Source organism: Gordonia sp. KTR9, from assembly GCF_000143885.2.
In the GTDB taxonomy this organism is placed as follows: Bacteria; Actinomycetota; Actinomycetes; order Mycobacteriales; family Mycobacteriaceae; genus Gordonia.
This window is the reverse complement of sequence record NC_018581.1, coordinates 3248552-3261809: the sequence shown is the minus strand read 5'-3', so window position 1 is coordinate 3261809 and position 13258 is coordinate 3248552. Positions and strand designations below refer to the sequence as shown.

Genomic DNA, 13258 nt, shown 5'->3' with positions numbered 1-13258 from the left:
CCAGCGACGTGCGCTACGACCGCGGCGCCGTCAGCGCCATACTCAGTATAGATAGTGCACGTAGTAATATGACGACGCTCGGACGCGCCGTGGCCCCGTATAACGGCGTCGCTGCCTCTGGCGTCTCGCCAATGAAGAGTGATGCATCGGATGAGAGGTTGGCTCGATGGGCAAACCTCGAGGAGGTTTTATGAACGTGCAAAGTGAACCGCGCTGGATCATCGATACGCGATCGGCGGCTGGGGGCGAACGGCGAGCGATTTACTTTGTCAGGGACATATCTGTGCGTGGGCAGGTCCGAACGGCACGCCTTCGCGCTTCGGCGCTCGGGTGGTATCGGGCGTTTGTCAACGGCGACGATCAGACCGGTCCGGCACTCGTACCTCGATGGACTCCGTTTGACCAGTACGTCGAATTCCAGGACTACGACGTCACCACCACTCTGGTGACGGGAAACAACCGGATCGGACTAGTCCTCGGCGACGGACGGTACAGAGGCGGTCTAGGCGCGTTCCAGCACGACAGTGTTTACGGCGATCGCCTTGCCGGATGGGCCCAGCTGACAATCGAGTACGTCGACGGGACACGGGACGAATACGTTACGGACACCACCTGGAAGGTGGGCGCGGGACCGATTGTGCGCAGTGACCCCATGGCAGGAGAAGTCGTAGACCTTCGCGTGCCCAGCGCGCTCGACCCGGCAACGGTTATCGGGGGGTTTCCGCATGCGGCGGTCACGCCGAGCGGGGCGCGCCAGCTGATCGCCGAGGAGGTGGAGCGCGTCACCGAGATCGGTCGGCTTTCCGCGGCATCGATTATTCGCACGCCGTCTGGGAAGCAGTTGGTCGATTTCGGTCAGAACGCGTCTGGCGTGGTGCGTATCAGGCTCTCTGGGCCGCCGGGACGAGTGGTCCGCCTAAACCATGGCGAGATCAAAGGCGCCGACGGTGAACTCGATATCAAATATCTGACTCCGTTTCGCGCCTGGCCCCACAAGCCGCAAACCGATCAGGTCACATTGGACGGGCGGACCATGTGGTGGCAGCCTTGGTTTACAATCCACGGATTCAGGTTCGTAGAAGTGGAGGGTCTCGACGCGAACCTCACCTCGGAAGATATCGAATTTGTCGTGCTCTCGACGGCATTGGAAGAGACCGGGTCGTTCACGGCGTCCGACCCGCGGTTACAGAAGCTGTATGAGAACGTGCGCTGGTCGATGCGCTCCAATTTCACTGACACACCGACCGATTGTCCAACGAGAGAGCGGTCCGGCTGGACCGGTGACGCACAGGTCTTCGCCGCTGCGGGGACCGTCTTTGCGGATATCGACGCGTATTTCCGTCGATTCTTACGAAACCTCGCAGCCGAGCAGCTGCCCGACGGGCGCATGCCGATATATGCCCCAGCCGAAGCTTCGGAATTCTCCGGCGGCATGGCCAGAACCACCCGCATGTTGTCCGGTTCTGCCGGCTGGGGCGACGCTATCGTCCTCATCCCTTGGACTCTGTACTCCTACTATGGCGACACCACTGTGCTTGAGTCCTCCTACCCGGCCGCCCAGCGCTGGATTGACTTCCTGGGCAACCGGGCGGCGGCGCCGAGCCGCAGAAAGCGTGGTCGCCGAGGCCGAGTGTCGGCCCACCATGAGCAGTTTATCGTGGAGAAAGGGTTCGACTGGGGAGAATGGATGCGCCCCGGCGAGTCTTTCCTTTCATCGGCAGTCGATTCTTTTCGCCGTTCCGGCGCGACCGTCGCTACCGCGTATTACGAGCATTCCGCCCGCGTCCTGGGAAAGATAGCGGGCGTGCTGGAACGCACAGACGACGAACGCCGGTATACTGACCTTGCAGACAGCATTCGCCTCGCATGGCGAGAGGCATACCTCGGACCTGACGGTCGAATCGGCATTGACCGTCAGGACGATTACGTCCGCGCCCTCGCCTTCGGACTCCTCGACGAACAGGAGAGGCCCGCGGCAGCTGCCCGGCTCGCCGGACTGGTCATCGCAGCGGACTACCACCTCGGAACCGGCTTTCTATCGACTCCGATGTTGTTGGACACACTTAGAGACAACGGTTACGCGGACGTCGCTTACCGACTGTTGCTGCAGGAGACCACCCCGTCGTGGCTCGACCAAGTTAACCGCGGCGCGACCACCACCTGGGAAACCTGGGAGGGCTACACGAAGAGAGGTAGTGCGGCAAACAGCCACAATCACTACAGCTTCGGCGCAGTGGCACGATTCCTGGTTGAACACGTTGCCGGCGTCGCCCCGGGGAAAGCAGGATTCGAAACAATCGAGTTTCGGCCCGGTCTCGAAAGTGGACTGACCTCCGCCGCAGCCGCGGTCGGAACGCCCCGCGGTACCGCGTCGATCGCTTGGCGCAAAACCGTCGGACACTTTTCGGTACATGTTGTCGTACCTCCAGGGGCGCTCGGGAAACTCGAAATATCCAGCGAGTCACACCTGCTCACAGAGGGTGAGCACGACCTCCACGTCACAATCCACGGCACACTTGTCAACTCGCGAGATGCCCCATAATCGCGCCAACCGTCCAGGGCTCACGTAGATGGCCCCGGTGGTGGTCGATCTCACCACCCCGCGACGCCGAGCCGCCCCTTTTGGCTGCCGCCGACGGCTGGTCCATGTTGAGCAGGGTCGGGCCGAATTTGGCTATCGGTGCCGATGCAGCCTCTGGCGTGGTCGTCGCCGAGCGAAAATGACCGCATCAGGATGCATTTGGTGCACATGGTTCTAGGTCGTCGGAACATGGTCGCGTGTCCTGCCGCGATCAGCGGGTCCGCTGTGACGATCGAGGACGCGGCCTCGGTGTCTGGTCCGCTCGACGCCGATCACCTAGTGAACCTGTCCCTGCTGATCCGCTGCGACTTCAGCGACCAGCTGCGTGGACGACGGTGGCGAAAGCGGCGGTCAAAGTGACGTGAGCGGTGACCGAGGGCGGGTGCTGCAGGACCCAGATATCACGGATCAGTCCGAATTGAATACGGCTCCGTTGTGAGCCGGCACACAAGATGGCGATCGATCTGCGCGAGGACTGTGGATCAGCAGACTCGAGGGCAACCAACCGATCGACACCTCGGGGAGTCGGAGGCGTGTCCGGGGTCGCGACGACGCGGGTCGCAAACGCCGTGATCTCGGTGCCGACACCCACGCAGCGGCCGTGTGACCGGACCTCGACGCGATCGGCGAGCGCTGCCATCAACCGACCGGCGTCACCGCGAGTACAAGAGCGGTGGTTCGAATCGGTTTGCTTCCGGTGCACATGAATGAGATCGAGTGCCGACACCACGGGGTGGGTCACGTCGTCGATTGGCCGCCGGCGGGAGGTCTCCACGAGGACTGTAGCCACCATCGCCAGAACGCCGAACGGACTTACGGAGGTGTGGCCAGCTCGACGACTCAGCCCTGTCACCACCCAGGGATTACCTCTGCGCGGCACTCCACAAAGACCGGTGTAAGAGTCGCTGTAGCGACTGGCACCAGTCTCTTACCGGCCGCGGACGGGTCCGCCGCGGCGTCCTGCCGTCGGATCGTGGCGCCGGCGGATGCCACTTACCGGTTTCGCCATTGTGGCCTGCGCTTCTCGCCGAACGCGGCCACTCCCTCGAACATGTCTTCGCTGACCATCAGTTCGTCCATTGCGTTGCAGTGGTGTGCGACGGCGTCGAGCGTATCCGGGATCGCGGCGGTGTCGTTCATGACCGCCAGGGAGACCCTGACAGATGTCGGCGAACCTGCCATGATCTCTCGCGCGAGTGCGCGGGCCTCGTCAAGCACCGACCCGGGAGATGAGACACGGTTGATCACGCCGTACGCGAGGCCTGTTTCCGCGGTGATCTGCTTACCGGTGAGAATCATCTCGGTCGCGAGCTTTTCGGGCACCATCCTCGGCAACCGCACAAGTCCTCCGGCGCCGGCGACGAGTCCGACATTCACCTCGGACAGGGCGAAGCGTGCTGATGGGTCGGCCACGACCAGGTGGCAAGCCAGAACGATCTCGAACCCGCCACCCATGGCGAAACCGTTGACGGCGGCGATAACCGGTTTGGTCATATGGCGGCGGGATGTGAGGCCGGCGAAGCCGTTCTTGGGAACCCACATCGGCTTCCCGCTCGCCGAGTAGCGCAGGTCGTTGCCGGCGCTGAACGCCTTGTCTCCGGCGCCGGTGAGAATCGCCACCCATAGAGCAGGATCGTCGAAGAACGCGGTGAAGACCTCGTCGAGTTCGTCGTTCGCCCGCGGCGTCAGCGCATTTCGCGCTTCGGGTCTATCGATGGTGACCTCGAGGACGTGCTCGTCGCGGTGTACGGTCACGAACTCATAATCCGATCGCAGTCGTGCCTTCCGGTGCGGTAGCCATTTATCCGCGGCGGCGCGATCGGTGGTGATGCGGTTTCCCTGAGCGATGGATCTGACGTATGCCGCTTGTCCTATCGCTTCACCGGACTCGAGTAACGACAACATCGCTTCGTCGCCGTCGAGGGTGGTGGCGAGGAAGCGCCGACCGTCGACGAGGCGTCCGACGACGACACCGAGTTTTCCTGCGCGACCGTGCTTGATGGTGTACGTCTCGATGGTGACCGCCCCATCGGCGACGGTCGCCACGTCAACTCCGCGGGCTTCGTCGAGTTCAGATTGGATCCGCGCGCTGCTGTCTTCTCGCCAGGCCGTAGGCGTTGTGGAGTACACGGCCGCGGAGTATTTGCTCAAGGTGCCGCCGTTGGCGCCGACGAAACCGAAGCTTCCGGGCTCGCGGCGTAGCCGAATCACGGTCTCGGCGAGCGCGTGCATCGAATAGTTGTTCCCGGCACCGCCGAAAAAGGGCAGGCCACCGGTGACAGTGAGTCCACGAGGATCGTCGGGATCGATCCCGAGCCGATCGATGACGTTGAAGACCGCGATCGGAAAGCAGCTGTACAGGTCGATGGTAGCCAGCCCGCCGACGTCGATACCCGCTAGTTCCAACGCGTGCTCGGAGGCCCGCGTGGCCGCCGGGCTGCGACTGAGATCGGGTCGCTCGAGAAGCGGCTTCTCCACGAGGTCGGCGTGCCCGTGGATAAACACCCACTTCTCAGAGGGGATGTGCAACTCGCGTGCCGCCTCCACGGAGGTGATGATCACGGCGGCCGCCTGATTGACCTGGTCGCGTGCAACGACGAACCGGGGGTACGGGTCGGCGATCATTCGGTTGCGATCTGACACAGTCGCCAATTCGTCGGCAGTACGTTCGACGGGCGCGGCCGAAAGCGGGTTCCTGGCAGCCACTCGCGAGAACGGGGCGAAAAGCTCACCCATTGCACCCGCATACTCACGGGTCGACATGCCCAACCGGGCTCGGCGGGCATTCTCGAAGAGGGCGTACTGACTGGGTGCATCGGTGAGTCCGTGCGTGCTGTGGTATCGGCGAACAAGGCCGCTCAGGCCGTAGCCTCGATCTTCAAGCTGCCCGCCGCGGCGCTCGCTGAAGTCCGGCTTGTTCTCTGCGGTGGCGAGTTGACGCACCGTGGAGATTGCTTCGGATCCCACGATCAGCGCGACATCGCTGAGTTCCTCGAGCGCGATGGCGCGACTGAGCTCGGTGACGAGGTGTTGGGGCGACTGGCCGCCGCCCACCTCGAGGATCGCGTGAGCAGGGTCCGCCCCGATCCGATCGGCGACCGATCGCGGAAAGTTGTCAGATCGTCCGAGCGGTGCCGGTGCTCTCGGCGTCGAGTTCTCGAACTGCCGAATACCGGCCACCGTGCCGATCCGGTCGATCAGGGAGCGCTGGTCGCATCCGGCGTCGTCGAGCGCGGCAGCTGCGGCCGCGGCGGCGAGACCGACTGCGGACAACCCTTGATAGTTCCCGTCGTCGATGCGCTCTGCGAACTGGCCGACGCCGACTATCACGGGTGTGCGCGGATCGAGTGATTCCAGCGATTGCATTACAGCTCCTTACCTCGGTCTCAGGCTCGCCAGGTGATTACGGCATCAAGTGCCTCGATGGTGTCCCCGTCCACACGCAGTGGATTGACCTCGAGCGACTCGAGGTCGTCGCCGAGTGCATAGGCCAGATTGCCGATGTCGGCCACCACCGCAGCCAATGCGTCCAGGTCCGCAGGAGCAGCGCCACGCACACCGTCGAAAATGGCGGATCCGCGCAGGCTGCTCAGTAATGCGCGGGCCCGGTCGACAGAGATCGGGAGGGTCGCCAGCGCAGAATCGGCGAGAACCTCGACGAAGATGCCGCCGATGGCCACGGCGAGAATCGGCCCCCACTGTGGGTCGCGCACGACGCCGACGAGTAGCTCCGTTGCCGCAGAACGCATGGGGGAAATGAAGACCCCCTCGATAGCGGCGTCGGGCACCTCCCGGGCGGCGTTGCTCACTGCGGCGAATGCTTCGGCGACATCGTTGTCACCCAGGATGGACAGACGGACGCCGCCGATGTCGGTCTTGTGGAGAATGTCGGGCGAAACGATCTTGATCGCTACCGGAGCTGCGAGTTCCCGCGCGACCTCGACTGCCTCGTCGGCGCTTGTGACGAGGTGTGAAGGGACCACCGGTATACCGGCATCAGCCAATACGGCGCGCGCAGCGGCTTCTGACCAGGAACCGACTCGCTCCCCGCGTACGTCGACCTTCGGGATCGCAGCGGGTTCTTCTTCCTTCGCGGCGGTAGCCTGCGACCACCACGCAATCCTCTGCAGCGCCACCACTGCCTGTCGCAGGCCGCCGACAGCGGTCGAAATCCCGGTCTTGGTCATCACCGTCCGAGTGATGTCGGTGATCGGTTGCATGACCTGGTTCACCACGACCACGGGGGTGTCGGACTGCGCTGCGCCGATCGCCTCCAGCATGTGACCCCCGGCGTAGGGCCCGTTCGTATCCTCCCACGGGAGTCCGGTGATGACCGCCACTGCACCGATGCTCGCGTCCGCCGACATCGCCTCGATTGCTCGGGTGAAGATGCTCGGGTCGAACACCGCCGCTCCTGTGACATCCAATGGGTTCTGCACAGTGCCGTAGTCCGGCATAATTCGTTGCAAGGCCGTTTCGGTGTCCTTGCTGAGGGCGGGCAGCGTGGCGCCGACGTCCTGTGCACGATCTGCCACGATGTCGCAGGCCCCTCCGGAGATCGAGACGACTCCGATACCGGGCGCGCGAAGTCGGCCAGTTCTCGCGGCGGTACCTGCGACGATCATCATGTCTTCGATGGAGTCGACTCTGATCACGCCGAGCTCGCGAAACACCGCGTCGATGGTGCGGTCATCCCCGACGAGTGCGCCTGTATGGGCCGCCGCGGTACGGGCGGAGAGTTCGCTGCTGCCTGCTTTGAGCACGACAACCGGTTTGCTGGCAACGGCCGCCCGACGTGCCGCCTCAGCGAACACGACGGGGTCTCGGACTGTCTCGAGGAAGATTGCGATCGCCTTGGTGTGATCGTCGTCGACGAGGAAGTCCAGGGCATGGCCGGCGGTGATCATCGCCTCGTTGCCGAGCGTGACCAAGTAGGACAGGTCGGCATCCGCCTGATGTGCGAAATCGACCATTGCGCTGGCGCTGGCGCCCGACTGGGACAGCAGACCCACGTGGCCGGCGACGCGCGGCAGGTTGGGTATAGGTGTGACAGGCACCTGATCGATCAGGTTGGCGAAGCCGAGGTGATTTGGGCCCAGCAGGACCATGCCCAGGTCCTCAGCGTGCTGGACGAGTACGGCCTCCGCCGCACGGCCGGACAGACCCGCCTCGCCGTAACCGGAGCTGAGGATCACCGCGTTGCTGATCCCTGCCTCGGCCGCCTCGGTCATGGCATCGAGGGTCGCGGCCTGAGGAACCATCAAGAATGCGACGTCAACGTCTTCGCCGATGTCTTTGCAGCTCCGCACCGAAGGGCGACCGTGGACTTCCACGCCTCGGCGATTGACGAGAAAAGTGTTTGCGCTGTACCCGAATTCGACAAGGTTGCGGTAGGCGGACGCGGAAAATCCTGACTTGTCGGATGCGCCGACGAGTGCCACGGTTTGCGGCCGGAACAGGGATCGTAACCGATCAGGGGTGATGGGAGTTCGAGACATTGGGCAAGTCCCTCCTGCTGGACGTTTGTCGACGCCCGAGCATTGATGACATTTTAGATTGATCTACATCGGTGACTCAGGTGAATGTCAGAACTGGCTTGATCACCGCATCGCGCATTCCTGTGATCGCGTCGTTGATCTGCTCGAACGGGAACACGTCGATGAGTTTTTCGACTGGGAACTTTCCCTCTCCATGCCAGGCGAGTAGTAGAGGGATCATCGAGTGAGGATCGGAGTCCCCTTCGATGGACCCCCGGATTGACTTGCCACTGTTGATCAAGTCGGCGATGTTGATGGTGATCTCAGGCGTACCGATACCGACAGTTACCAGCGTTCCCAAGGCACGGAGAGCGGCAGCGGCGCTCGCGATGACTGTAGGGACAGCGGTGGTGTCGAGGGCGTGCGTCGCACCGCCGCCGGTGATCTCGACGATCTGATCGACCAGATTGCCATCGGCGCCGTCGAGTACATGGGTGGCGCCGACGTCCAGGGCGATCTCTCGGCGACGCTGTGACAAGTCCACTGCGACGACCGTCGGCGCTCCTACGGCCCGGGCTGCCATGATCGCTGCCATCCCGACACCGCCGGCCCCGAAGACCACTACCGCAGAGGAAGAGTCGGGCCTGAGTACGTTGACGACCGATCCCGCACCCGTCTGAAATCCGCAACCCATCGGCGCCGCGATGGTCAGATCCACTTCATCGGCAACGACTACGACGTTCTCGCGGGTGGCGATCGCGTGACGGGCGAAGCTCGACTGCCCGAAGAACGAGGAGTAGACGGGAGACCCGTCAACGCTCACGGTGCTGGTGCCGTCGGTACGGGAACCAGAAGCGTTGAGGACAAGGAAGTTCTCGCAGTATGCCCGGTTTCCGGCGATGCACTGTGGGCAGGTTCCGCAACTGTTGTAGCTGACGAGAACCTTGGCGCCGACGGTGACATCGGTGACCGCGGCGCCGACCGCCTCGACGATCCCGGCGCCCTCGTGTCCGTAGAGGGCAGGCGAGTTCACTGCTGAGAACTCTTTGAACGACACGTCCGTATGGCAGATGCCTGCTGCTTCGATGCGAACCAGCACTTCCGTGTCCTGCAGGGAGGCGAGGTCGACTTCGGAGAGAACGAAAGGCGTTCCCGGACCGTGGGAAAGTGCCGCGATTGTGCGCATATGAGCTTCTTCCTCGGTGTCGTTGACGGGGCCGCGACGTTGCCGCTGACCGGCGCAGGCCGAGCGGCCATGAATTTCGGGTGTCATCTTCTGTCTCGGACGCGCTGCTGGACACGGGATGAGACCGGGGTTTCGGGAGGTCACGAAGATGCGGTGCGCATCTCGATCTCGACCTTGGCCTGCGAAATCATCGCTGCGAGTGCGTCGGCCTCCACCTCGCCGGCGGGTGGCATGGCGAATTCGGCTGTGCCACGGGCGCGTTCACTCGTCGCGATGGTGCGAAGATGACTGAAGGTGGTGAATCCGGTGTATCCGGTGTAGGCGCCCAGGCCGCTGCGCCCTATGCCTCCCGACGGGGCGCCTTCGACCCCCCAGTGCGCTCCGATGTCGTTGCGGGTTACGCCACCTGAGGTCGTGCGCTCGATGTACCTGCGGTAAGAGGCGTCGTCGGGTCCGAACCAGTAGGCCGCAAGTGGGCTGGGTTTGTGCACGATGTAGTTGATTGCCTCATCGAGGTCGTCGTACGGGTAGACAACGATGACCGGTCCGAAAATCTCGTCTTCTGCGATTGCCATGTCGGCGGTCACGTCGAGCAGGATCGTCGGCGCGATCCGCCGGGTTTCGCGATCGGGGAGCCTATCCGACTCAGTGGCGTCGCAGATGGTGATGCCGGTCGCTCCTTTCGCGACTGCGTCATCGACAAGGCCTCGGATTCGGTCGAAGTTCCGTTCGTTGATGAGCGATGTCACTGCAGGATCATCGGCGAACGTGGCGAAGAAACGCCTGACGACGCGGGTGTACTCGTCGACGAAGGAATCCATGAGGTCACGCGGCACGAAGACGTAGTCCGGACACAGGCACACCTGTCCGCCGTTGAGGAGACGAAAGGAGGCTATGCGGGTCGCGGCTTGCTCAAGATCGGCGTCGGGAGAGATGACCACCGGGTTCTTGCCGCCGAGCTCGAGGGTCACCGGAACGAGATTCCGGCCCGCCGACTCCGCGACCATCGCGCCGACCCCTGGTGAACCGGTGAACAAGATGTGGTCGAATCGAAGGTTGGAGAAGGCCTGTGCCGTTCCGATCCCTCCGGTGACCACAGTGACCTCTGAAGGGTCCATCGAGCCGGCAACAGCACGCGCGAACGCCTCCGCTGTGCGTTCAGGAATGTCGGAGAACTTGATCATGACCCGGTTGCCGGCTCCCAGAGCCTCGATCGTCGGCGCCGTCACCAAGCCGACCGGGAAGTTCCACGGTCCGATGACACCAACCACTCCTTTGGGACGGGACTGGATGAATGTCGGGGTGCCCGCGCTGTCAGATCCCTCGACGGCGCGATCCTGCATCCAGTCGACAAGGTTGGCGCGCACAATTGAAGCGGTCCGGATGGCACCCACGATGTCATTGGCGAGATTGGCCAACCGAGAGCGATTGCCAAAGTCGGCATGGAGAGCTTCGGCGATCTCGTCGGCGGCGCCCAACACCGCACCCACGAATCGGTCGATACGGTCGAGTCGCGTCTGCAACGTGGGTGGACCTTCTTCCCGGAACCCGGCGCGCAACCCGGACAGGGCCTCGCCGAGCGCTTGCGGGGAAGGATCGTGCATCCAGCCAGCGGTCTCGTCGACAGCGGTCATAAAAGATCAATCCTTTGCTCGAGCTCGGCGCTCGCGGAATCGCAATTCGTTCTGGGCCCAACATGAGCCGGAAGGTCCGCGACGGTGGCGACCGCCGGGGTTCGTCATTACTGAACGCTGACGTTCGGGATGTGTTCACAACGCTATACTGAACGCATACGTTCGGCAATACACGAGTTGAGATCATGGCAAGATCGGTCTCTATGAAGAGCGGTGTTCCCAGTGGTCGTCGTCGGGATCCCGACGTCGACCGGCGGGTGTTGGCAGCGGCCTTGGAAACCTACGGGAAGCGCGGCTGGGGCGGTTTCAGCGTCGAGGCCGTCGCCAAGCAGGCCGGCGCCGGTAAGGCATCGATCTACCTGCGATGGCCGACGAAGGAGGACCTTCTCGTCGACGCCCTCCACCAGCTGGGTAGCTCGAAGTATGTCGAAACCGGCGATGTTCGAAGCGATCTGTTGAGCCTCGCGACGCAATTGCTACAGCAGTACCTCAGTGACGAGGGACACGCAGCAATGCGACTAGCCGTTGAGACAGAGCAGATTCCGGCCGTGGCCGAAGCGTGGAGCAAGCTGCGAGAGTCGCAGATCTTGGCCGCGCGCCGTCTCGTCCGCAACGCGATCGATCGCGGCCAGCTGCCAGAATCCACATCTGTGACGCTGCTCCTCGATCTGTTGTGCGGGGCCACCACGATGCACGTTCAGGCAACCCCGCCGCGTATGAGACACCACATCCTTGCCGAGATCGATGACTACGCGCGGAGACTCGTCGACTTCTTGCTCACAGCCGTACGTGCTGACGAAGGACTAGTCGCAGACCACGGACCCGATCCATCCGCGGCTTGATCGACCTGACGACCGCAGAGTCGGTCGGGCTGTTGCTGTGCGCACTAGGGCCTCGTGATGGGTCTCGGCCCAGCCGACTGACCAGTCACGCTCAATCGCTACGTCGGCATCTACGGCACCCGGTGCGGCGGGACAAGCCCATGCGACTTGCCAGGTACCGGACCGCCGACCAGGACCTCTATTTGAAAGCAGACTCCGGTCCCCATGGCGGTCGGGGTTGCTCTATGCTGGGTAGACCGATGGTGCTAGCCCTTCGCGTCCGTCTGGTTGTGGTCACCGGTTACAACAGGCGCTCCCCATTGACGTTCGGTGCGGGTCGGCGGTATCACGGTGCCGGTCAGTGCTCCTCTTGGCGAGCGGCCGTTCGCAGCGGGGAAGTGGGGCGAGGCCAAGCCGGGGCGTTGAACCCGGCTGACCCAAATTCCTCGCAACCCCGCAGTGACCCGGTTACTAGAGGCTCAATCCTCGATGGCATCGATCAGCCCCCAGGACAGTGCTTGCGAGGCATCGATGTCGGCGCCGGTGACGAATAGGTGAAGCGCCCGCCATCGCCCGATCCGGCGGGGCACGCTCACGGTGCCGCCGGCGCCGGGGATCAGGCCCATCGACACCTCGGGGAGCAGGAGATGCGTGTCCGGGGTCGCGACGACGCGGGTCGCGAACGACGGGATCTCGATACCGGCACCCACGCAGTGACCGTGTAGCCGTACCTCGACGCGATCGGCCAGCGCAGCCATCAGCCGACCTGCCCCACCGCGGGTGCGGACGAGATGCGCGGTGGTCGCGTCGGGCATGTGACCGAATTCGTCGAGGTCCCCCCCGGCGCAGAACGAGGTGCCCGCCCCGTCGAGGACCAAACGGCCGATCGTCGCGTCGGCGATCGCAACCCGCAACGCTTCCACGAGCGCATCGCGCAGCGCCGTGCCGTAAGCATTGCGGCGCTCGGGCCGGTTCAAGGTAATGCGCAAGGTGTCGTCGACGCGGTCGAGCAGGACGGGGTCGAGCGCGGGCGGCGGGAGTGGCCGGTTCTGGGCGCGTCGCGCGGCCAGCCAGCGGCCGAACTCGGGACCTCCTTGCAGTGTCGAGTAAGCAAACGACTCGACATCGAGGGCACGGATCGGGTCGAGTGGTTCGGCTACGCGAATCACCTGTGCGACAACCAGAGCCGCCGTCGGGCATTGTCGGACGGCGTCGAGGAAACCGGCGAGTGCGAGATCCACGTCCTCAGCGCCGACGACTTCACGGTGGTCCGCTTCCGGTGCGTAGGTGAGATCTAGCGCCGACACCACGGGGTGGATCGCGTCGTCGATCGGTCGGCGAGAGGTCCCCACGAGGATGACCTCTGAAGCGCATGCGCGCTGCGCGGCTTGCGCGATGTGCCCGCTCACCCCGACAGGGATGTCGAGATCCACCACTACCACCGGGTCGGCAATCGTGGCCTCCGACCCGAAGAGTTCGCCGCCCGCCATGATCGGTGCGCCGGCGAGCTCGTCGATTGAGATGCGGCGGGTGTCCATATCCGTTGCCCTCCTGGTTGT

At 63.7% G+C, this 13258-nt stretch carries 7 protein-coding genes; 2 read left to right on the top strand and 5 right to left on the bottom strand.

Going from position 1 to position 13258, the window contains the following annotated elements:
- Positions 1 to 190 precede the first annotated feature (190 nt).
- Positions 191 to 2542, top strand: a complete 2352-nt coding sequence (locus KTR9_RS15350; RefSeq protein WP_049942601.1) for an alpha-L-rhamnosidase — start codon at positions 191 to 193, stop codon at positions 2540 to 2542.
- A gap of 1032 nt (positions 2543 to 3574) precedes the next feature.
- On the opposite strand, the gene KTR9_RS15340 is transcribed toward KTR9_RS15350, so the two are convergent.
- The 4 genes from KTR9_RS15340 to KTR9_RS15325 all read right to left on the bottom strand — a co-directional run bounded on the left by KTR9_RS15340 (position 3575) and on the right by KTR9_RS15325 (position 10878).
- Positions 3575 to 5947 (bottom strand): acetyl-CoA acetyltransferase, encoded by a 2373-nt coding sequence (locus tag KTR9_RS15340; RefSeq protein WP_014927126.1) that lies wholly within the window; start codon positions 5945 to 5947, stop codon positions 3575 to 3577.
- A 20-nt stretch (positions 5948 to 5967) separates the two neighbouring features.
- Entirely contained in the window at positions 5968 to 8079 is a 2112-nt protein-coding gene (locus tag KTR9_RS15335; RefSeq protein WP_014927125.1) for an acetate--CoA ligase family protein, read from the bottom strand.
- A 76-nt stretch (positions 8080 to 8155) separates the two neighbouring features.
- Positions 8156 to 9244, bottom strand: a complete 1089-nt coding sequence (locus KTR9_RS15330) for an NAD(P)-dependent alcohol dehydrogenase (protein WP_044506831.1) — start codon at positions 9242 to 9244, stop codon at positions 8156 to 8158.
- 140 nt (positions 9245 to 9384) lie between these two features.
- Complete coding sequence (locus KTR9_RS15325; protein WP_014927123.1) at positions 9385 to 10878, bottom strand: aldehyde dehydrogenase family protein; 1494 nt, start codon at positions 10876 to 10878, stop codon at positions 9385 to 9387.
- Between the two features lie 203 nt (positions 10879 to 11081).
- Between KTR9_RS15325 and KTR9_RS15320 the strand changes: the two genes are divergently transcribed.
- Positions 11082 to 11720 carry a TetR/AcrR family transcriptional regulator gene (locus KTR9_RS15320; RefSeq protein ID WP_014927122.1) on the top strand — a complete coding sequence of 213 codons (639 nt, stop codon included), beginning with the start codon at positions 11082 to 11084 and terminating at the stop codon, positions 11718 to 11720.
- Positions 11721 to 12178: 458 nt separating this feature from the next.
- Here the strand turns inward: KTR9_RS15320 and KTR9_RS15315 are convergent, their stop codons facing one another.
- Positions 12179 to 13237 carry an enoyl-CoA hydratase/isomerase family protein gene (locus KTR9_RS15315; protein WP_014927121.1) on the bottom strand — a complete coding sequence of 353 codons (1059 nt, stop codon included), beginning with the start codon at positions 13235 to 13237 and terminating at the stop codon, positions 12179 to 12181.
- Positions 13238 to 13258: the final 21 nt, after the last annotated feature.

Bases quoted from the DNA above. Each gene is read 5' to 3' on its own strand.
- KTR9_RS15350 (WP_049942601.1), top strand. From the start codon at position 191: ATGAACGTGCAAAGTGAACCGCGCTGGATCATCGATACGCGATCGGCG.
- KTR9_RS15340 (WP_014927126.1), bottom strand. From the start codon at position 5,947: ATGCAATCGCTGGAATCACTCGATCCGCGCACACCCGTGATAGTCGGC.
- KTR9_RS15335 (WP_014927125.1), bottom strand. From the start codon at position 8,079: ATGTCTCGAACTCCCATCACCCCTGATCGGTTACGATCCCTGTTCCGG.
- KTR9_RS15330 (WP_044506831.1), bottom strand. From the start codon at position 9,244: ATGCGCACAATCGCGGCACTTTCCCACGGTCCGGGAACGCCTTTCGTT.
- KTR9_RS15325 (WP_014927123.1), bottom strand. From the start codon at position 10,878: ATGACCGCTGTCGACGAGACCGCTGGCTGGATGCACGATCCTTCCCCG.
- KTR9_RS15320 (WP_014927122.1), top strand. From the start codon at position 11,082: ATGAAGAGCGGTGTTCCCAGTGGTCGTCGTCGGGATCCCGACGTCGAC.
- KTR9_RS15315 (WP_014927121.1), bottom strand. From the start codon at position 13,237: ATGGACACCCGCCGCATCTCAATCGACGAGCTCGCCGGCGCACCGATC.